Below are 20,967 nucleotides of genomic sequence, written 5' to 3'. Positions count from 1 at the left end.
CGTTGACTTTTGGCACGCTGTTGAGTTCTCAAGGAACGGACGCTTCCTTCGTACTCACCCGCAGTGATATTTACTGGGGCTTTCCTCCGGGCGCTTCCCTTCGGTGTTTCCAACCTTACCAGATCCGTTTTCCGTTCCGTTTCCGGTTCGGAATTCGTTTCCGGCCCCCTGTTGGAGCGGGGTTCCGACTTTATCATCGGACTTTCCCTCCGCTGACCGGGAGTTGATCGGGCACCCGGAGGCGCTCGCTCTTCCCGTCGCGGCGGAGTCGTAAACGTACTGGACGGCCGCGCCCGGATGCAAATCGGGGCCGGGGCGGCCGTCCGTACGCTGACGAGGGGTCAGACCTCCACGACGACGGGGAGGATCATCGGGCGACGGCGGTAGCTGTCGGAGACCCACTTGCCGACCGAGCGGCGCACCAGCTGCTGCAGCTGGTGGGGCTCGGCGACGCCGTCGGCGGCGGCCCTGGCGATGGCCTCCTCGATCTTCGGGATCACCGCGGCGAATTCCGCGTCGTCGATGCCGGAGCCGCGGGCCTGGATCTGCGGGCCGCTGACGACCTTGCCGGTGGTGCTGTCGACCACGACGAAGACGGAGATGATGCCCTCGTCGCCGAGGATGCGGCGGTCCTTGAGGGAGGCCTCGGTGACGTCGCCGACCGAGAGGCCGTCCACGTACACGTAGCCCGCCTGGACCTTGCCGACGATCTTCGCCTTGCCGTCGACGAGGTCGACGACGACGCCGTCCTCGGCGATGACGATGTGGTCCTTGGGGATGCCGGTCAGGGCACCGAGCTCCGCGTTGGCCCGCAGGTGGCGCCATTCGCCGTGGACCGGCATCAGGTTCCTGGGCTTGCAGATGTTGTAGAAGTACAGCAGCTCGCCGGCCGAGGCGTGCCCGGAGACGTGGACGCGGGCGTTGCCCTTGTGCACGACGTTGGCGCCCCAGCGGGTGAGGCCGTTGATCACGCGGTAGACCGCGTTCTCGTTGCCGGGGATGAGGGACGACGCCAGGATCACGGTGTCGCCCTGGACGATGCGGATCTGGTGGTCGCGGTTGGCCATGCGGGACAGCGCGGCCATCGGCTCGCCCTGGGAGCCCGTGCAGACCAGCACGACCTCGTCGTCGGGCAGGTCGTCGAGCGTCTTGACGTCGACGACGAGGCCCGCCGGGATCCGCAGGTAGCCCAGGTCGCGGGCGATGCCCATGTTGCGGACCATCGAGCGGCCGACGAAGGCGACCCGCCTGCCGTACTCGTGCGCGGCGTCCAGGATCTGCTGGATGCGGTGGACGTGGCTGGCGAAGCTGGCCACGATGATGCGCTTCTGGGCGCCCGCGAACACCTGGCGCAGGACGCCGGAGATGTCGCGCTCGGGCGGGACGAAGCCGGGGACCTCGGCGTTCGTGGAGTCCACGAGCAGCAGGTCGATGCCCTCCTCGCCGAGCCGGGCGAAGGTCGGCAGGTCGGTGAGCCGGCGGTCCAGCGGGAGCTGGTCCATCTTGAAGTCGCCGGTGTGCACCGCCATGCCCGCAGGGGTGCGGATGGCGACGGCCAGGGCGTCGGGGATGGAGTGGTTGACGGCGATGAACTCGCAGTCGAAGGGGCCCAGGCGCTCGCGGTCGCCCTCGGCGACCTCGAGGGTGTAGGGGCGGATGCGGTGCTCCTGCAGCTTGGCCTCGATGAGTGCGAGGGTCAGCTTGGAGCCGATCAGCGGGATGTCCGGCTTCTCGCGGAGCAGGTAGGGGACGCCACCGATGTGGTCCTCGTGACCGTGCGTGAGCACGATGCCGTCGATGTCGTCGAGGCGGTCCCGGATGGACGAGAAGTCCGGCAGGATCAGATCGACTCCGGGCTGCTCCTCCTCGGGGAAAAGCACTCCGCAGTCGACGATCAGCAGGCGACCGCCGTACTCGAAGACGGTCATGTTGCGGCCGATCTCTCCCAGGCCGCCGAGCGGGGTGACGCGCAGGCCGCCCTCGGGAAGCTTCGGCGGGGGGCCGAGTTCAGGGTGCGGGTGGCTCAAAAGACTCTCCTCACCACGCACGCCACATGTCCATGGGACACATGGCGCGCGTGACCTTGGTGCACTTGCAGTTGTCGTTTTCGATCATGAGTGATCGTCGATGTTCAGTTGTGAAGTCTTGGTGTTAGAGCTGTACCCCGCCTGCGGCGAGATCGCTCGTCAGCCGGCGGGTCTGCTCGTCGGTGAGCTCGACCAGCGGCAGCCGCAGCGGGCCGGCGGGCAGGCCCTGCAGGGCGAGGGCGGCCTTGGTGGTGATGACGCCCTGGGTGCGGAAGATCCCGGTGTAGACCGGCAGCAGCCTGCGGTGGATTTCGGCCGCCTTGGCGACGTCGCCCGAGGTGTAGGCCTCCATCAGGGCGCGCAGCTCGGGAGCGACGAGGTGGCCGACGACGGAGACGAAGCCGACCGCGCCGATGGACAGCAGCGGCAGGTTCAGCATGTCGTCGCCGGAGTACCAGGCCAGGTCCGTGCGGGCCATCGTCCAGCTCGCGCCGGCGAGGTCGCCCTTGGCGTCCTTGTTGGCGACGATGCGCGGGTGCTCGGCCAGGCGGACCATGGTGTCGGTCTCGAGGGGCACGCCCGAGCGGCCGGGGATGTCGTAGAGCATCACGGGCAGCCCGGTGGCGTCCGCGATCGCCGTGAAGTGGCGGACGAGCCCCTCCTGCGGCGGCTTGTTGTAGTACGGGGTCACGGCGAGGATGCCGTGGGCGCCGGCCTGCTCGGCGGCGCGGGCGAGCTCAGTGCTGTGGCGGGTGTCGTTGGTGCCGGCTCCGGCAACGACGTGGGCCCGGTCGCCGACCGCCTCGACCACGGCCCGGACGAGCTGTGCTTTCTCCGCATCGCTGGTGGTCGGGGACTCACCGGTGGTGCCGTTGACGACCAGGCCGTCGTTGCCTGCGTCGACGAGGTGGGTGGCGAGGCGCTGGGCGCCGTCGAGGTCGAGGGTGCCCTCGGCCGTGAAGGGCGTGACCATGGCGGTCAGGACCCGCCCGAAGGGCGTCTGCGGTGTGGAGGTCGGAGCCATGGGGGTCACGCTACTCGTTGCTCACCGTGAGGTGCCCCCTCGGGGAGCGCCTAAGGGATCCCGGCACTGCCTGCTCGGGGGTTCAAGCAGTGCCGGGTCCGTTTTTTCAGCCTAGATGAAGGTGGTTAAACGCCGCAATACGGACACCTGGCTCGCTGGGCCACGCAGCGGGATGTCACCGTCCGTGGCGGGCTCGCCGGGCGTGCCTCAGGGGGCGACGCGGCCGTTCTTGTTGAAGGCCTCGTAGGTGAGCGGCATGAGCTGCGCCCACGCCGCCTCCATCTTCTCGCCCACCATCTCGATCTCCCGCTGCGGGAAGGAGGGAACCTTCGCCAGCTCGTGCTGGGTGCGCAGGCCGAGGAAGTGCATCAGCGAGCGGGCGTTGCAGGTGGCGTACATCGAGGAGTACAGACCGACGGGCAGGACCGCGCGGGCGACCTCGCGGGCGACGCCGGCGTCGAGCATCTCCTGGTACGCCTCGTACGCCTGGCGGTAGCTGTCCTCCATGACCCGGCCGGTCAGCTCGTGCTGCTCGTCGGTGCCCTGGACGAAGACGTACTTGCCCGGGCGGCCCTCCTGCACCAGCTTGCGGGACTCGCCCGGCACGTAGAAGACCGGCTGCAGCTCCCGGTAGCGGCCCGACTCCTCGTTGTAGGACCAGCCCACGCGGTGGCGCATGAACTCGCGGAAGACGAAGATCGGCGCGCTGATGAAGAAGGTCATCGAGTTGTGCTCGAACGGGCTGCCGTGCCGGTCGCGCATGAGGTAGTTGATCAGGCCCTTGGAACGCTCGGGGTCCTTGGTGATCTCCTCCAGGGACTGCTCGCCGGCGGTGGAGACACGGGCCGCCCACAGCACGTCCGTGTCGGCGGCGCTGTGCTTGACCAGCTCGACGGTCACGTCGCTGCGGAACGTCGGCTTGGCGTCCTTGACGACGTCGGGGGTGTCGGTCACCGGCGGGGTCCTTCCATGTGCGTTTCTCGAACCGCCGCCAAGACTACGGGCCGCCACTGACAGCCGGTGGCCACCGGCCCGCCGGCCCCTTGCCACAGCGGGCGCCGGGATTCCAGTTGATATTTTTCACAGAAGTTACGGAAAACGGGCACCTGTGCGGCTCTTCGCGCGTCTATCCCTGTGACAGCCCACACCGAGGTTCCTAGGAGAGCCCAACATGTTCCGCCGGCGAGAGCCCGTGCCGTTCGCCTTCGTCGCCGAGGCCGAGCGTTACCGCAGCAACGTCACGCCGCCGCCCCGAGATCGCGCCAGCCGTGTGGAGATAGCCGGCCGCACGCTGGTGGGGCTGACGGTGGCCGCGGGGCTGGTCGGAGCGCTGCTGTTCGGGATGCCGTCACTGGAGACGGGTCCGCAGAACACCCACCACTCGCAGAAGTCCGAGGCCAACGCGGGCCGCTGATCGGGCGCGGCAGGACGGCGGGTAACCTCACGCGGCACAGACGTTCGACTGTGCGCATCCGAGTGAGGACCCGTCGTGCACCTGCCCTTCCTGACAGCCGACCGCGACGGCGAGGACCTCGCGCGCCCGGCCGCCGCCGACAGACCGGCGAGCGACAAGTCGACGACCGATAAGTCGACGACCGACAACAGAATCGATTCATCAGCCCCTGCGACGAACAGTGCCGCACCCGACGCCGCGTCGCCGTCCGCCGGGGCCCCGGAACACCGGTACGAGGACCTCTACGAGGACCGCCGGCGCTGGCGCCGTCCGTACCAGCCGGGGCCCCTGCGGGTCGGTGGCGCGGCGTTGCTGCTCCTGCCGGCCGCCGGGCTCATGCTCGCGACCCTGATCAGCGCCCTCGCAGGCGCCCTGATCGTCGCCGCCGTGTGCCTCGTGCTCGCCGCCGTGCTGCTCACGCTGGCGGTGCGGCTGGTGCGGGCGGGCATCTCGGTCGGCGCCGGGGGGCTGCGCCAGCAGCGACTGCTGTCGGCCACCACGCTGCCGTGGGCCGAGGTCGGCGACATACGCGTCGTCCCGCAGCCGGTACGGCGGCTGGGCGTGCTCCGTACGGTCGAGGGGCAGGCCCTGGTCGTCCACCGCGCCCAGGGAGAGGCGCTGCCGGCCCTGGTCAGCGACCAGGGCGCCGACTTCCTCGGCCGCCCGCAGGCCTTCGCGGCGGCCGTCGCCGCGACGCGGGCCTGGACGGCGGAGCTCCGCGGCTGACACGCAGCGCCCCGTAGGGGCGCGGGGCAGTGTCGATCTGCGGCTGCCGCCGCGTGGGCGCGACAAGCCACGACGCGCCCGCAGACGAAATGCCGTGCTTCGGCTGCAGGCCGTCGGTGGCTGATCGCGCAGTTCCCCGCGCCCCTTCGGGGCGCCCTACGCCCGCACCGGTCTGCCGTCGTGCAGGGCGATCGCGCGCTGCATGGCCTTGCGGGCGCGGGGAGTGTCCCGGGCGTCGTGGTAGGCCACCGCCAGGCGGAACCACGAGCGCCAGTCCTCGGGGGCCTGCTCGGTCTCGGCCCGGCGGCGGGCGAAGACCTCGTCGGCCGAGTCCCGGTCGATGCGGCCGCCGGGGGTGCGCACCAGCTCGTCGACCGGGAGACCGCCCTCGCTCTCCAGCTCGCGGGCCAGCCGGCCCGCGTCGCGGGCGAACTTGGTGGTGCGGTAGAGGAACCACGCGCCGATGAACGGCAGCACGAGCACCGCCAGCCCGAAGGTGACGGTGACGGGCGTGCCCTGTTCGATCAGCAGCACTCCCCGGCTGCCGACCAGGACGAGGTAGACCACCAGGACGGCGGCCAGGGCACTGTAGACGACCTTTGCGCGCACGGTGCTCAGCCCAGGTCCAGGAAGTGTTCCAGCCCGAAGGTCAGGCCGGGGGTGGACACCACGCGCCGCGCGCCGAGCAGGATGCCGGGCATGAAGCAGCTGTGGTGCAGGGAGTCGTGGCGGATGGTGAGCGTCTCCCCGGTGTCGCCGAGCAGCACCTCCTGGTGGGCCAGGAGCCCGCGCAGGCGCACCGAGTGCACCGGGATCCCGTCGACGTCCGCGCCTCGGGCGCCGTCGAGGGCGGTGGTGGTGGCGTCCGGCTGCGGGGCGCAGCCCGCCTCGCGCCGGGCGGCGGCGATGAGCTGGGCGGTGCGGGTGGCCGTGCCCGAGGGGGCGTCGGCCTTGTTCGGGTGATGCAGCTCGACGACCTCGACGGACTCGAAGAAGCGGGCGGCCTGCTGGGCGAAGGCCATGGTCAGCACCGCACCGATGGAGAAGTTCGGGGCGATGAGCACGCCGGTGGCGGGCGAGTCCGCCAGCCACGAGCGCAGCTGCGTGAGCCGGTCCTCGGTCCAGCCGGTGGTGCCGACGACGCCGTGGATGCCGTTGCGCACGCAGAACTCGAGGTTGGTCATCACCGAGTCCGGGTGCGTCAGTTCGACGGCGACCTGGGCGCCGGCCTCGGTGAGCGCCCCCAGGTCGTCGCCCCGCCCGAGCGCGGCCACCAGCTCCATGTCGTCGGCGGCTTCCACGGCCCGTACGGCCTCGGAGCCGATGCGGCCCTTCGCGCCGATGACGGCGACGCGCAGCTTGCTCATCGTCCCTGCTTCCCCTGGATCGACCAGATCACGAAACGGCTTCGTGCAGGCGCGCGGCCTGCTTGTCCTTCAGCGGGCCGATGACCGACAGCGAAGGACGCTGCCCCAGTACATCGCGTGCCACCTGGCGGATCTCGTCCGGGGTGACCGCGGCTATGCGGGCCAGCATGTCGTCGACGGACATCTGGTCGCCCCAGCACAGCTCGCTCTTGCCGATGCGGTTCATCAGCGCGCCGGTGTCCTCCAGGCCGAGCACGGTGGAGCCGGAGAGCTGGCCGATGGCGCGGGAGATCTCCTCGTCGCTCAGGCCGTCGGCGGCGACCTTGTCCAGCTCCTCGCGGCAGATCCGCAGCACGTCGTGGACCTGGCCGGGGCGGCAGCCGGCGTAGACGCCGAAGAGGCCGCAGTCGGCGAAGCCGGAGGTGTAGGAGTACACGGAGTAGGCCAGGCCGCGCTTCTCGCGCACCTCCTGGAACAGCCGCGAGCTCATGCCGCCGCCGAGGGCGGTGTTGAGCACGCCGAGCGCCCAGCGGCGCTCGTCGGTGCGTGCCAGGCCCGGCATGCCGAGGACCACGTGCGCCTGCTCGGTCCTGCGGCCGAGCACCTCCACGCGGCCGGCGGTGCGGATGGCCCGGCTGCCGGTGCGGGGCGCGGTGGGCACCGCGTCCGTACGGGTCAGGGCGCCGGCCTTCTCGAAGGCGGCGCGGACCTGGCGGACGACCTTGGCGTGGTCGACGTTGCCGGCGGCGGCCACGACGAGGTGGGTGGGGTCGTAGTGCCGCTTGTAGAAGCGGGCGATCTGGTCGCGGGTGAGCGCGTTGATCGTGTCGACCGTGCCGAGGACCGGTCGGCCGAGGGGGGTGTCGCCCAGCATGGTGTGCGCGAACAGGTCGTGCACGCAGTCGCCGGGGTCGTCCTCGGTCATGGCGATCTCTTCGAGGATCACCCCGCGCTCGGCGTCGACGTCGGCCGCGTCGATCAGCGAGCCGGTGAGCATGTCGCAGACCACGTCGATGGCCAGCGGCAGGTCGGTGTCGAGCACCCGCGCGTAGTAGCAGGTGTACTCCTTGGCCGTGAAGGCGTTCATCTCGCCGCCGACGGCGTCGATGGCCGCGGAGATGTCCAGCGCGCTGCGCTTGGCCGTGCCCTTGAAGAGCAGGTGCTCCAGGTAGTGCGTGGCCCCGTTGAGCACCGGCGTCTCGTCGCGGGAGCCGACGCCCGCCCAGATGCCGAAGGTGGCCGAGCGTACGGACGGCAGGGTCTCGGTGACCACGCGCAGGCCACCCGGGAGGGTGGTGCGGCGCACGGTGCCGATGCCGTTCATGCCCTTGAGGAGTGTTTGGGTACGGGCGACGGCCCGCCCCTCCGAGGAGGGGCGGGCCGTCTTCCGCGTGCTGCGGGACGTCACTTGTCGGACTCGTCCTTGGCGTCGTCGGTGTTCTCGTCCTCGATGACGGGGACGAGGGAGAGCTTGCCGCGCTGGTCGATCTCGGCGATCTCGACCTGGACCTTGCTGCCCACGCCGAGCACGTCCTCGACGTTCTCCACGCGCTTGCCGCCGGCGAGCTTGCGGATCTGCGAGATGTGCAGCAGGCCGTCCTTGCCCGGGAGCAGGGAGACGAAGGCACCGAAGGTGGTGGTCTTGACGACCGTACCCAGGTAGCGCTCGCCGACCTCGGGCATGGTCGGGTTGGCGATGCCGTTGATCGTGGCGCGGGCGGCCTCGGCGGAGGGGCCGTCGGCGGCACCGATGTAGATGGTGCCGTCGTCCTCGATCGTGATCTCGGCGCCGGTGTCCTCCTGGATCTGGTTGATCATCTTGCCCTTGGGGCCGATGACCTCACCGATCTTGTCCACCGGGATCTTGACGGTGATGATCCGCGGGGCGTGCGGGGACATCTCGTCCGGACGGTCGATGGCCTCCATCATCACGTCGAGGATGTGCAGGCGCGCGTCACGGGCCTGCTTGAGGGCCGCGGCGAGCACGGAGGCCGGGATGCCGTCCAGCTTGGTGTCGAGCTGCAGGGCGGTGACGAAGTCCTTCGTACCGGCGACCTTGAAGTCCATGTCGCCGAAGGCGTCCTCCGCACCGAGGATGTCGGTGAGGGTGACGTAGTGGGTCTCGCCCTCGATCTCCTGGGAGATCAGGCCCATGGCGATGCCGGCGACCGGGGCCTTCAGGGGCACACCGGCGTTCAGCAGCGACATGGTGGAGGCGCAGACCGAGCCCATGGAGGTCGAGCCGTTGGAGCCGAGCGCCTCGGAGACCTGGCGGATGGCGTAGGGGAACTCCTCGCGCGTGGGCAGCACGGGGATCAGGGCGCGCTCGGCGAGGGCGCCGTGGCCGATCTCGCGGCGCTTGGGGGAGCCGACGCGGCCGGTCTCACCGGTGGAGTACGGCGGGAAGTTGTAGTTGTGCATGTAGCGCTTGCGCGTCACCGGCGAGAGGGTGTCGAGCTGCTGCTCCATGCGGAGCATGTTCAGCGTGGTGACGCCCAGGATCTGGGTCTCGCCGCGCTCGAACAGCGCCGAGCCGTGCACGCGCGGGATGGCCTCGACCTCGGCGGCCAGGGTGCGGATGTCGGTGACACCGCGGCCGTCGATGCGCTTCTTCTCCTTGATCACGCGCTCGCGGACCAGGGTCTTGGTCAGGGAGCGGTAAGCGGCGGAGATCTCCTTCTCGCGGCCCTCGAACTGCGGCAGCAGCTTCTCGGCGGCGAGCTCCTTGACGCGGTCGAGCTCGGCCTCGCGCTCCTGCTTGCCCGCGATGGTCAGCGCCTGGGCGAGCTCCCCGCGCACGGCCTCGGTGAGGGCGGCGAGGACGTCGTCCTGGTAGTCCAGGAAGATCGGGAACTCGCCGACCGGCTTGGCGGCCTTGGCGGCGAGGTCGGCCTGGGCCTTGCACAGCACCTTGATGAAGGGCTTGGCGGCCTCCAGACCGGCGGCGACGACCTCCTCGGTCGGCGCCTCGGCACCGTCCTCGACCATCTTGACGGTCTTCTCGGTGGCCTCGGCCTCGACCATCATGATCGCGACGTCGCCGTCCTCCAGGACGCGACCGGCGACGACCATGTCGAAGACGGCGTCCTCGAGCTCGGTGTGGGTCGGGAAGGCGACCCACTGGCCCTTGATCAGGGCCACGCGGACGCCGCCGATGGGGCCGGAGAAGGGCAGGCCCGCGAGCTGGGTGGAGGCGGAGGCGGCGTTGATGGCGACCACGTCGTACAGGTGGTCGGGGTTGAGCGCCATGATCGTCGCGACGACCTGGATCTCGTTGCGCAGGCCCTTCTTGAAGGACGGGCGCAGCGGGCGGTCGATCAGGCGGCAGGTGAGGATCGCGTCCTCGGACGGGCGGCCCTCACGGCGGAAGAAGGAGCCGGGGATCTTGCCGGCTGCGTACATCCGCTCCTCGACGTCCACCGTCAGGGGGAAGAAGTCGAGCTGGTCCTTGGGCTTCTTGGAAGCGGTGGTGGCCGACAGCACCATGGTGTCGTCGTCCAGGTAGGCCACGGCGGAGCCGGCGGCCTGACGGGCCAGGCGGCCCGTCTCGAAGCGGATCGTGCGGGTGCCGAAGGCGCCGTTGTCGATGACGGCCTCGGCGTAGTGGGTCTCGTTCTCCACCAGGGGTGTCTCCTCAGTCGCGTCCCTGCCCGTGTGGCGGGGACGGTGGCGGAGGGTGCCGCGTGCTCTTGCGGGGGCCGGTCTTCGATCGAAGCACCCGGAATTCCCTGTTCCGGGGGCCACTACCGAGGACCGGCGGAGAGCCGGCGACCCTCCTCGTCAGGTGTGTCGTTCGGTATGCCGTTGTGGGACCAGACTACAAAGGTTCGGCCCCGCGCTGCTCCTCACAGCGCCGAGTGCGTTCCTTCCGGCGTGCGCCCGAGGGGCGCGGCCGGTGTACGCGCACGGGTCCGGCATACGCGAAGGGAGCGGCCCCCAGCGGATGGGAACCGCTCCCTTCATGGCGTCTTACTTGGCGCCGGCGGCGCCACGGCGGATGCCGAGGCGGTCGACCAGGGCGCGGAAGCGCTGGATGTCCTTCTTGGCCAGGTACTGCAGCAGGCGGCGACGCTGGCCGACCAGGATCAGCAGACCACGACGGGAGTGGTGGTCGTGCTTGTGCTTCTTGAGGTGCTCGGTCAGGTCGGTGATGCGGCGGGTGAGCAGCGCGACCTGGACCTCGGGGGAACCGGTGTCGCCCTCCTTGGTGGCGAACTCGGCCATGATCTGCTTCTTCGTAGCGGCGTCGAGCGACACGCGGTACTCCTTCTCGAGTCTGTTTTCGGCCACCGAGTGCCCCTGGTCTCAATCTCAGGGGAGCTTCCGTTACTCGGGAGGCGGGGTCCGCTGGGCGCTGCCCCCAGGGCCCAGCGGGCGATCCGGAGGCGCGTACACAAACGGCCACCGGACACACTACCAGCCCGCCGGCCGCCCCAGGCCCCGGGGCGGCTCAGCCGCCGGTCAGGCCGCGCGCGGTGGCGTAGACGTCCAGCACCGCCAGGCACAGCGGGACGAGGGAGAGCAGGAAGACGCTCTCGGCCACGTCCGAGACCCTCCCCCAAAAGGGTGACAGACCCTTGCGGGGGACGATCAGCCCGACGCCGGTGAGCAGGGCCGCGACGGCGGCGACGGCGGCCGTCAGCCAGATCGTCCGGACGTCGGAGGAACCCGCGGGCGGGTTCAGGGCCAGGCCCAGGACGAGCAGGGCCAGCACGGCCAGGCCGGCGCCGAGGACGGCGGCGACCTGCGCGGTGTAGCGGAAGAGGCGGGCCCGCAGCAGCATGGCGAGCCCCGCGGCCAGGGCCAGGGCCCGGGCCCAGGGGCCCGAGGAGAAGGCCAGCACCGCGCCGGCTCCGGTCACCACGGCCGCGCAGCCGCCGACCAGGCCCAGCAGCAGCTCGTGGCCCCGGCGGGCCTGCGCCGCGATGCGCTCGGCGTCCACCGGTTCGCTGCCGGCGCCGCCGCTGGGGGCGTCCAGGTCGTCGGCGGCCGCGGCGCGCGGGGCGGCGTAGCCGATGGGCAGCCGGGCGACGCGGGCGGACAGGGCGGGCAGGAAGGCGAGGGCGCCGATCGCCGTCACGGCGCACACGGCGGCGACGCCGGCGGGCGCGGCGCCGGTGAGGATCGCCCCGAAGGTGGCCAGGACGCCGGTGGCGGAGGCCACGACGGTGGCGACGAAGGGGGCGTCGCCCGAGGGGGTCAGGGCGGTCAGGACGACGGAGGCGACCAGCACGGTGGCGCAGCCCAGCAGGAACTGCAGGCGGCCGGTGCCCTCGCCCGCGGCGGGGCCGAGGATGCCGGAGCCGGCGATCAGCAGGTGGGGCACGGCGGCCAGGCCCAGCGCGACGGCCGAGCCCCCGTCGCGGTAGACCCGGGCCCGTACGCCCGCGAGGGCGACGAGGGTCAGGGCGACGGCGGCGGCGACGATGCCCGGCAGGCCGTGCATGTCGTGGCGGACGGGGTCGGCGCACCACAGCGCGAAGCCGGTGAGCACCAGCAGCAGCGCCCCGGCCAGGAGCCCGGCGCCGCGCAGCAGCCGGGTGTCCCACAGGGCGCGGTCGCGGGTGACGGCCGCGGCGACGGCGTCGCAGACGTCGTCGTGGACGGCCGGCGGCAGCGACTCGGCGAACGGCCGCAGGGCGAGGATCTCGCCGTCCACCACGCGCTGCTCGGCCAGCGTGCGCGCGCTGTCCAGCACGGTGCCGTCGCGGCGTACGAGGTGGTAGCCGGTGGGGGTGCCGGGAGGCTGTGTCTGGCCGGTGAGCCGCAGGATCTCCGGGTGGACGTCGGCGACGGGGAGGTCCTCGGGCAGTGCGACGTCGATGCGGCTGTCCGGTGCGACGACGGTGACCCTGCAGAAGCCGGTCGTGGCGGGCGTGCTCACCCTGTGGTGCCCCCTGATCTGTCTGGCGGTGCGGACGCTTCGTCTCGGGGCTGGTCACCCTACCGGGGGCGAACGTCCGTGCGTCGCCGGGTGCGTACGCCGATAGGATCTTCCGGTCGCGCGAGGGGAGGACCGGCTCCACAGGGGTGCCGGGAGTGCAACCGGCCTCTCGGGCCTAAGGGGTTGAGCCGCTTCGTGAGCCAGGTCGTCGTCAAACGCCCGCCGCGGGCGCTGCCGCCGGAGCCGCCGAGCGCCGAAGTGCGGCTGGAGACGCCGCCCGAGCTGCCGCGCGGCCGTCAGGAAGGCATCCTGATGCAGCTGCTGCCCACCTTGGGCATGGCTTCGTCGATGGTCTACTTCTTCATGCCCGGCGCCCACCCCATGATGAAGATCATGGGCGTCCTGATGATGTGCTCGACGCTCGGCATGACGGTCGCGATGATCGTGCGGCACCGCCAGGGCTCGCAGGGCCAGCTCGCCGACGCGCGCCGCGACTACCTGCGCTACCTCGCACAGACCCGGCGCGCGGTGCAGCGCACGGCGCGCGCGCAGCGCGACGCGCAGCTGTATCTGCACCCCGCGCCCGACCAGTTGTGGTCCGTGGTCGCCGAGGGCAGCCGGGTGTGGGAGCGCCGCCCCGGCGACGACGACTTCGCGCAGGTGCGCGTCGGCCTGGGCCCGCAGCAGCTGGCCACCCCGCTGATCGCCCCCGAGACGGCGCCCATAGACGAACTGGAGCCGCTCACGGCCGGCGCGATGCAGCGCTTCCTGGCCATACACGGCTCCCTCGACGGGCTGCCGATGGCGGTGTCGCTGCGCGCCTTCTACCACGTCACCCTCTCGGGAGAGCCGGAGACGGTGCACGGCACCGCGCGGGCGCTCGTGGCCCAGCTGGCCGCCCTGCACTCCCCGGAGGATCTGGTGATCGCGATCGCCGCCCGCCGCGGCGCGGACCACTGGGACTGGGCGAAGTGGCTGCCCCACGTCCAGCTGCCGGGCACCTTCGACGGCGCCGGCACCCGGCGGCTGCTCGGCGATGACCTCGTGGAGCTGGAGGAGCTGCTGGCCCCGCGCCTGGAGGGCCGCCCCCGCTTCAGCCGGGAGGGCCGCCCGCTGCTGGAGCAGCCGCACGTGGTGGTGGTGCTGGAGGGCGTCGCGGTGCCGGCCGGCTCGGTCCTGGCCGCGCCCGAGGGCCTGCAGGGCGTCACCGTCATCGAGGTCGTCACCGGCGAGCTGGACGAGCTGCGCGGCGGGCTGGCCGTGACCGTACGCCCCGGTGCGCTGCGGCTGCACTCGCAGGTCGCGGTGTACGAGGGGGTGCCCGACCAGCTCGCGCCCGAGGTCGCCGAGGCCCTGGCCCGGCAGCTGGCGCCGCTGCGCCCGGGCGGCGGCGACGAGGACGAGCCGCTGCTGGCCAACTGCGACTTCACCGACCTGCTCGCCCTGGGCGACGCCGGTTCGGTGGAGGTCGCGCGCACCTGGCGCCCGCGCACCCCGGCCGAGCGGCTGCGGGTGCCGATCGGGGTCGGCGAGGACGGCTCGCCGGTCATGCTCGACCTGAAGGAAGCCGCGCAGGACGGCATGGGCCCGCACGGCCTGTGCGTCGGAGCGACCGGTTCCGGCAAGTCCGAGCTGCTGCGCACGCTGGTGCTGGGGCTCGCGGTCACCCACTCCTCGGAGTCGCTGAACTTCGTCCTCGCCGACTTCAAGGGCGGCGCGACCTTCGCCGGCATGTCCGGCCTGCCGCACGTCGCGGCCGTCATCACCAACCTCGCGGACGACCTCACCCTCGTCGACCGCATGCGCGACTCCATCACCGGCGAGCTGCAGCGCCGCCAGGAGCTGCTGAAGTCCGCCGGCAACTACGCCAACATGCACGACTACGAGAAGGCCCGGGCCGCGGGCGCCCCCCTGGAGCCGCTGGCCTCGCTCGTCCTGGTGATCGACGAGTTCAGCGAGCTGCTGACGGCCAAGCCCGACTTCATCGACATGTTCATCCAGATCGGCCGCATCGGCCGGTCCCTGGGCGTGCACCTGCTGCTGGCCTCCCAGCGCCTGGAGGAGGGCCGGCTGCGCGGCCTGGAGACGTACCTGTCGTACCGCATCGGCCTGCGCACCTTCTCCGCCGCCGAATCCCGTACGGCGCTGGGCGTGCCGGACGCGTACCACCTGCCGACCGTGCCCGGCTCGGGCTACCTGAAGTTCGGCACGGACGAGATGACGCGGTTCAAGGCCGCCTACGTCTCCGGCCCGTACCGGACCGCCGCCTCCGGCGCGGCCGAGGGCGGGGCACTGCCCGTCGAGCGGCGGCCGGTGCTGTTCACCGCGGCGCCCGTGCCCGTGACGTACGCCGCGCCGCCGGCCGAGCCGGCCCGGACGGACGAGGGCTCCTCCGACTCGATCCCCGACACCGTCCTCGACGTCATCGTGCGCCGGCTGGAGGGCCAGGGCCCGCCCGCCCACCAGGTGTGGCTGCCGCCACTGGACAAGGCGCCCTCCCTCGACCAGCTGCTGCCCGCCCTCGCCGAGACCCCCGGCCGCGGCCTGACCGCGCCGGAGTACCCGGGCCGGGGCCGGCTCGTGGTGCCGCTCGGCGTGGTCGACAAGCCCTTCGAGCAGCGGCGCGACGTGCTCTACCGCGACTTCTCCGGCGCGGCCGGCCACATGCTGGTCGTCGGCGGCCCGCGCTCGGGCAAGTCCACGCTGCTGCGCACGCTGGTCACCTCCTTCGCGCTCACGCACACGCCCGCCGAGGTGCAGTTCTACGGCCTGGACTTCGGTGGCGGCGGCCTGAGCGCCGTCGCCGGGCTCCCCCACGTCGGCGGCGTCGCCTCCCGCCTCGACCCGGAGCGCGTCCGCCGTACCGTCGCCGAGGTGGCGGGCATCCTCGCCCGCCGCGAGGAGCACTTCCGGGCGCACGGCATCGACTCCGTCGCCACCTACCGGCGCCGCCGCGCGGCCGGCGACTTCGCCGACCAGGGCTGGGGCGACGTCTTCCTGCTCATCGACGGCTGGGCCGCCTTCAAGCAGGAGTACGAGCTCTTCGAGGGCGTCGTCGCCGACATCGCCTCCCGGGGCCTGGGCTACGGCATCCACGTCGTGGTGACCGCCTCCCGCAACATGGAGGTCCGCCCCGCCCTGAAGGACCAGCTGCTGGGCCGCCTCGAACTGCGCCTGGGCGACACCATGGACTCCGAGTTCGACCGCAAGGTCGCCGCGAACGTGCCCGCCGGCGTCCCCGGCCGCGGCCAGCTGCCGGAGAAGCTGCACTTCATGGCCGGCCAGCCGCGCATCGACGGCGGCGACGACCCCGCCACCATGACGGACGCCACCGCCGCCCTGGTCTCGGCCGTCGACGCCGCCTGGACCGGCCCGCACGCGCCGCGCGTACGCCTCCTGCCGCGCACGCTGCGCGCCGACGAGCTGCCCAAGGGCTTCGAGTTCCCGGAGCGGGGCGTGGCCATCGGCATCGACGAGACCGCGCTGGAGCCGGTCTTCGTCGACTTCGAGACCGACCCCTTCTTCCTCGTCTTCGGCGAGAGCGAGTCCGGCAAGACGGCCGTGCTGCGCCTGCTGGCCAAGCAGATCACCGAACGGTACGGACCGGACGAGGCGAAGATCGTCGTCGGCGACTACCGGCGCTCGCTGCTGGGCGTCGTCCCCGACACCCACCTGCTGGAGTACGCGCCCCTCGCCTCGGCCCTGACCGTCCACGCGAACGCCCTCAACGGCCTGATGGAACGCCGCGCTCCCAAGCCCGACGTCACCCCGCAGCAGCTGCGCGAGCGCAGCTGGTGGTCGGGCCCGCGGTTCTTCCTCTTCGTCGACGACTACGAGCTCGTGGCGGCCGGCAGCGGCAACCCGCTGTCCGTCCTGACGGAGAACCTGCCCTTCGCACGGGACATCGGCGTACGGTTCATCATCACCCGCAACTCGGCGGGCGCCTCGCGCTCGATGTTCGAATCCTTCATGCAGCGGGTGAAGGAACTCGGCGCCCAGGGCCTCGTCCTGTCCGGCGACCCCGCCGAGGGCGACCTCCTCGGCGGCGTCCGCCCCCGCCCGATGCCGCCGGGGCGCGGCGTCTTCGTCTCGCGGAAGCGGGGGACGCCGCTGGTGCAGGTGGGGTGGGTGCCGGAGGTGACGGGGGAAGACGGGTGACGGGGGAGAACGAGTGACGGCGGCGGCCGGCTGCGGGCGCGTCTCCTGAGCGCGGTGCGCCGGAAGCCGATACTGCGCGTGTGCACGGTACGTCGCCCGAGGACAACAAGAGACTGGTCCGGCGCTTCTACGAGGAGATCGACCGGGGCAACATCAACGCCCTGGACGAGCTGGTCGCGGAGGAGTACGTCGACCACTCTCCCCCACCCCTCCCGGGCCTCGGCCCGGGACGTGCGGGCCTGAAACGGGCCTTCCGCCTGTTCCGGGAGGCGACGCCGGGCACGCACGAGATCCAGGACCAGGTGGCCGAGGGCGACAAGGTCGTCACCCGCCTGCTGTGCCGCGGCACCCACGAGGGCGACCTGCCGGACATTCCGGCGACAGGCAACGCCCTGACGATGACGGCGACGGTGATCCACCGGATCGAGGGCGGCAGGCTGGTGGAGAGGTCGGACAAGGACATGCTGTCGTTTCTGCAGCAGCTCGGGGTGATTCCGCCGCTGCCGGGCAGCTGAGGGACTGCAGGTGGAATAAGGATTCAGCCAACAGATCGACAAGGGTGGTGCCCCACGGGCACCACCCTTGTTAGGTTCGAACGCGCGAATGTTTGTTGTCGTACACGGGGGTTGGACATCGTGACGTTCGAGGAAGAGTGGGCCGGTTTGCGCGCGGAAGCGCAGTCGCGGATGCGACTGAACGGTGCGCCGGGACCGGTCGGGGCTCCTGACCTGAAGTCGTCGGCCGCGAAGAAGAAGGCGGCGGTCTCCGCGCTGGAGCAGCACGTGGAGCCGGACACGCAGGCGGCCGGGAAGCTGATGGACGAGACGTCGGAGGCGGCGGCCAAGGGCTTTAACGGCTGGGCGACCGGTGCCGGCATCACCGAGGCCCTGAAGGGTTGGCGCGCGTCGGTGAAGTCCCTGCAGTCGCGCCTCGCCGCGGAGAAGACGGCGCTGAGCCAGACGCACCACCTGCTGACGGGGGCGGATCTGCAGCTGGGCGGCCAGTTCTCGCTGCTGAAGCCGCTGCCTGTGTCGCCGCAGAGCACCGAGCACTGAGGGGACGACCAGCGAGCATGCTCACGTACCACCAGGTCCTGACGGCCGACCTCGGCCTGCTGACGACCGCTGCGGAGCAGTGGGACGCGGCGGCGAAGAAGTTCGAGACCGTCCAGAAAACGTATGACGGCCAGGTCAAGAGCATCACGACCGACGGCTCCTGGAGCGGCCAGGCCTATCTCATCGCCCAGCCGAACATGCAGCGGACCTCCACTGAGTTCACCTCGGCGGCGACGGAGGCCCAAGCGATCGCCTCGCTGCTGCGGGACGCGCACACGCAGTTCACGGAACTGCGGGGCAAGCTGAAGTCGGCGGTGGCGGACGCCGAGAAGGCCGGCATCAAGATCGACGATCAGGGGCGCGCCACGGCCACCGTCCGCAACGATCCGGCGGCCACCCACGACCCGGACTTCAAGAACCAGAGCGCGAAGATCGCCGAGGCGGAGGTGTCCTGGACCCGCCACATAGCCGAGCTTGTCCAGGCCTTCGACGACACCGACCAGGGTGTGAAGCTGGCCCTTTCGGCGGCTGTACAGGACTCCGACCCTCTGGACGGCCTGAACGATTTCAACGGGAAGGCCGACGGCGACATCGAAAAGGCCGAGGTCCGTGAAGCCACCTCCCTGGCGAACAAACTCAGGTCGGGCGACCGCCTGAGCGAGCGGGAAATCAACGAGATGCAGTGGCTCCTGCGGGACGTGGGCCACGACGAGCAGGCCAGCCGGATGTTCCTGAACAACATCGGCCCGGACGGCACGATCGAGCTGGCCAACAAACTCAACGGCCTGGCCTACGACGGGGACAAGGGCCACCAGCGCAACTACTTGGGCATCGAGTCAGGCTTGGCGGGTACGGTGGCCACCGCCACCGCGGACCCGCACTCGTCGTTCTACGGCAAATGGCGCGAGGGCCTGCGCAGCGCAGGCGAGAAGAACTTCGGCAAGAAAACGGACCCCCTGTACGGCTACCAGACGTTCGTGGGCCTGATGGAGCAGGGGAAGGGCCGCTACGGCGGAACGTTCCTCAACGACCTGGGCGACGACATCATCGCTGCAGAGAAGAAGCACGAGGGAATCTGGACGCAGTGGACGGGCCCCCGTGCCGGCATCGCCAGCGATCCCCTCGACCACCTGCTCGGCGTGATGAGCAGAACCCCGGACGCCGCCACGTCCTTCCTCGACCCGGGATCGGACGGGAAGAACGGGCACCTCAAGTACTTGCTGAAGGATCGGGACTGGCCGAGGATCGCCCTCAACGGCCCCGGGCTGCTCACGTTCATGGACGACCCGACGAGCAAGGCGGGCCTGGGTGCGGCGCTGGAGGCGGCGAGCACGGGCCATGAACCGGGCACCAAGCACACGCTCGGCGGTCACACCGAGGCCCAGGCCCGTGTCATGCACGACACGATCAGGGTGCTCAATTCGGACGGCCACGGCGACAAACTGCCGGCGAACCTGCGCAGCCCGCTCGGCAACATGCTCGCCGACTACACCGGTGACACCCACCAGATCCTTTCCCGCACCCGCGAGGACTACAAGGTCTCCGGCACGGAGGGCAAGGTCTGGGAGGACGGCGGCGTCGTCCACATGGCCGTGGGCAAGGACGACCTCGTACGGGTCATGCGCGGCGTGGCGGACGACCCTGCCGCATTCGCCCGGATGTACAACGCCGAACGGCAATACGCTGCGGACACCTTGTCGCACGTCCCCTTCAACGGCGATCCCGACACCCGTGCCGCTGTCATCGAAGCGGCCTCGTCCGCTTACGGCTTCTACGACGGGATCAGCTCCGACGTCGTCTTCGACAAACGGGACAAGGCAATCCAATGGGCGCGGGACGTGAGCCACGCCGTGACGGGTACCTCGGGTGCTCTGCTGAACTTCATCCCGGCGGACGTCGCCGAGGGCGTACCCATGCCCAAGGGCGTGAAGGTGGGAGCCGACGCGCTCAACCGGATCACCGACTTCACCATGTACGAGTGGACGAAGGAACAGATCAGTGAGGCGAGTGCCGCGGCCGGCGCGGAGAACCGCGCCAAGTTCAACCACGGCCAGCGCCAGGTCGACAGCCTTGTCGTCGAATGGGGAAGAGTGAACGGCCACGATCCCAACGAAGGGGTCATACGCCACCTGGTGGGATCCGGCCAGGAGCGGCACAACAGCGCTCGGGACGAAGCCTTCATCTCCTTGGACCGGGACAAGTAATTCCATGACTCGACGAAGCGCGGTCAGCGCATCGGCAGCCCTGCTCTGCGCGGTGATCCTCATCGCCGGAGGCGTCTTCTACCTCTCCGGCGGCTACGACCACTGGCGCGACGACAGGTCCTTCGCGGACGCGTGCGACGGAGCTCTGAGGGCCGACCAGATGCGTACGGCATTGGACAGCGACAGCGTCCGGGCGAGTGCCGCGACGAGACGGGACATCGGAGCCGTGACGGCCTGCCGGGTGAAGGACCGGTCGAACGACCGTACCGTCTCGGTGGAAGTGCACTGGGGCTCCGAAACGGCCGGCGCCGCCGCTGCCGCGCTCCGGCACCGGTTCGTCACGGACCCGGTGATCGCAGCAGTTCCCGTCGGCAACGGCTGGCGCGGCGCTGTGGTCTCGGACGGCGGAGAGCTCTTCGGGGCCGTGGAACTCGCTTGCAGCAACAAACGCGACGAGAGCCTCATCGTCAACCTGCACACCCCCGTGAAAGCGAAGGACCCCGATCAGCGACGGAACGTCGCCCGACTGGCAACCAGCGCCGCACGCTCGGCAGCACAGCACTACGACTGCGTGGCTCAGCCGGGAAAACCTGTGGAACGGATCTCGCCCGATCCGGTCCGGAACCCGGTTCCGCTCGCCCGGGCGAAGGGGACGTGCGCGGTCGTCGTACGCGATGCGGAGGGCGCGAGGAAGGCCGGCGCGGCCTCGGTACAGGAAGCACCCACCGACCCGGACACCCCGGCGGAGGACTGCTACCTGCGCAACTCCGAGGGCAAAGAGATCTACCGCCTTACGGCCCTGTACGGAAACTTCGCCAACGGCCCACGACACGGCAGCTCACCCGATCTTGCCGGAGATTCCGGATTCGGGGACGGAGCCCGCTACGGCTACGCCACGGCTGCATGCCCCCGGGACAAAGAGCGATCCCTCTACGTGATCTCCGCCCCCATGTGGACGAACCGCACCCCCGACCCCGAGTTCGCGCACGCCGCGCTCAAGTCCTTCGCCGAAGAATCCGCCCGGAACCACGGGTGCGGTGATCTGAAACTCCCGTGAGAAAGAACCTGA

At 70.8% G+C, this 20,967-nt stretch carries 16 protein-coding genes; 7 read left to right on the top strand and 9 right to left on the bottom strand.

What is annotated here, in order from left to right; all coding sequences use genetic code 11:
- Positions 1–341 precede the first annotated feature (341 nt).
- The 3 genes from ABD361_RS29195 to thyX form a co-directional block, all read right to left on the bottom strand.
- On the bottom strand, positions 342–2,027 hold the full coding sequence (locus ABD361_RS29195; RefSeq protein ID WP_344439807.1) for a ribonuclease J: 1,686 nt from the start codon (positions 2,025–2,027) through the stop codon (positions 342–344).
- Positions 2,028–2,151: 124 nt separating this feature from the next.
- The gene (dapA, locus tag ABD361_RS29190; protein ID WP_344439805.1) at positions 2,152–3,051 is read right to left on the bottom strand and encodes a 4-hydroxy-tetrahydrodipicolinate synthase; all 900 of its coding nucleotides are present in this window, start codon (positions 3,049–3,051) and stop codon (positions 2,152–2,154) included.
- 207 nt (positions 3,052–3,258) lie between these two features.
- Positions 3,259–4,005 carry an FAD-dependent thymidylate synthase gene (gene thyX / locus ABD361_RS29185; RefSeq protein ID WP_344439804.1) on the bottom strand — a complete coding sequence of 249 codons (747 nt, stop codon included), beginning with the start codon at positions 4,003–4,005 and terminating at the stop codon, positions 3,259–3,261.
- 217 nt (positions 4,006–4,222) lie between these two features.
- Here thyX and ABD361_RS29180 point away from each other — a divergent pair, with 217 nt between their 5' ends.
- The gene (locus ABD361_RS29180) at positions 4,223–4,465 is read left to right on the top strand and encodes a hypothetical protein (RefSeq protein WP_344439802.1); all 243 of its coding nucleotides are present in this window, start codon (positions 4,223–4,225) and stop codon (positions 4,463–4,465) included.
- Positions 4,466–4,540: 75 nt separating this feature from the next.
- A complete protein-coding gene (locus ABD361_RS29175) occupies positions 4,541–5,230 on the top strand; it encodes a hypothetical protein (RefSeq protein WP_344439800.1) in 690 nt (229 codons plus the stop codon).
- Between the two features lie 156 nt (positions 5,231–5,386).
- Here ABD361_RS29175 and ABD361_RS29170 read toward each other — a convergent pair whose 3' ends face one another.
- From ABD361_RS29170 to eccD, 6 genes are all read right to left on the bottom strand, one after another.
- Positions 5,387–5,839, bottom strand: a complete 453-nt coding sequence (locus tag ABD361_RS29170) for a tetratricopeptide repeat protein (RefSeq protein ID WP_344439799.1) — start codon at positions 5,837–5,839, stop codon at positions 5,387–5,389.
- A gap of 5 nt (positions 5,840–5,844) precedes the next feature.
- Positions 5,845–6,597, bottom strand: a complete 753-nt coding sequence (gene dapB, locus ABD361_RS29165) for a 4-hydroxy-tetrahydrodipicolinate reductase (protein ID WP_344439797.1) — start codon at positions 6,595–6,597, stop codon at positions 5,845–5,847.
- Positions 6,598–6,625: 28 nt separating this feature from the next.
- The gene (locus ABD361_RS29160; RefSeq protein WP_344439796.1) at positions 6,626–8,005 is read right to left on the bottom strand and encodes a M16 family metallopeptidase; all 1,380 of its coding nucleotides are present in this window, start codon (positions 8,003–8,005) and stop codon (positions 6,626–6,628) included.
- Positions 8,002–10,218 carry a polyribonucleotide nucleotidyltransferase gene (locus ABD361_RS29155; protein ID WP_344439794.1) on the bottom strand — a complete coding sequence of 739 codons (2,217 nt, stop codon included), beginning with the start codon at positions 10,216–10,218 and terminating at the stop codon, positions 8,002–8,004. Before ABD361_RS29155 ends, ABD361_RS29160 begins: the two co-directional genes overlap by 4 nt.
- 348 nt (positions 10,219–10,566) lie before the next feature.
- Positions 10,567–10,854: a 30S ribosomal protein S15 gene (rpsO, locus tag ABD361_RS29150; protein WP_344439792.1), complete on the bottom strand. Its 288-nt coding sequence runs from the start codon at positions 10,852–10,854 to the stop codon at positions 10,567–10,569.
- A gap of 193 nt (positions 10,855–11,047) precedes the next feature.
- Entirely contained in the window at positions 11,048–12,481 is a 1,434-nt protein-coding gene (eccD, locus tag ABD361_RS29145; protein WP_344439790.1) for a type VII secretion integral membrane protein EccD, read from the bottom strand.
- A 195-nt stretch (positions 12,482–12,676) separates the two neighbouring features.
- On the opposite strand from eccD, the gene eccCa reads away from it, so the two are divergent.
- The 5 genes from eccCa (at position 12,677) to ABD361_RS29120 (ending at position 20,955) form a co-directional block, all read left to right on the top strand.
- Positions 12,677–16,639, top strand: a complete 3,963-nt coding sequence (eccCa, locus tag ABD361_RS29140; protein ID WP_344439789.1) for a type VII secretion protein EccCa — start codon at positions 12,677–12,679, stop codon at positions 16,637–16,639.
- A gap of 80 nt (positions 16,640–16,719) precedes the next feature.
- Positions 16,720–17,154: an ester cyclase gene (locus ABD361_RS29135; RefSeq protein ID WP_344439787.1), complete on the top strand. Its 435-nt coding sequence runs from the start codon at positions 16,720–16,722 to the stop codon at positions 17,152–17,154.
- A 120-nt stretch (positions 17,155–17,274) separates the two neighbouring features.
- The gene (locus tag ABD361_RS29130) at positions 17,275–17,694 is read left to right on the top strand and encodes a hypothetical protein (protein ID WP_344439785.1); all 420 of its coding nucleotides are present in this window, start codon (positions 17,275–17,277) and stop codon (positions 17,692–17,694) included.
- Between the two features lie 17 nt (positions 17,695–17,711).
- Complete coding sequence (locus ABD361_RS29125; protein ID WP_344439783.1) at positions 17,712–19,898, top strand: DUF6571 family protein; 2,187 nt, start codon at positions 17,712–17,714, stop codon at positions 19,896–19,898.
- A 52-nt stretch (positions 19,899–19,950) separates the two neighbouring features.
- Positions 19,951–20,955: a hypothetical protein gene (locus ABD361_RS29120; RefSeq protein ID WP_344439781.1), complete on the top strand. Its 1,005-nt coding sequence runs from the start codon at positions 19,951–19,953 to the stop codon at positions 20,953–20,955.
- Positions 20,956–20,967: the final 12 nt, after the last annotated feature.

The sequence above is a fragment of the Streptomyces luteosporeus genome, assembly GCF_039532865.1.
GTDB classification, from domain to species: Bacteria; Actinomycetota; Actinomycetes; order Streptomycetales; family Streptomycetaceae; genus Streptomyces; species Streptomyces luteosporeus.
The sequence above is the reverse complement of the archived record's forward strand: the minus strand, read 5'-3'. Positions and strand labels throughout refer to the sequence as shown.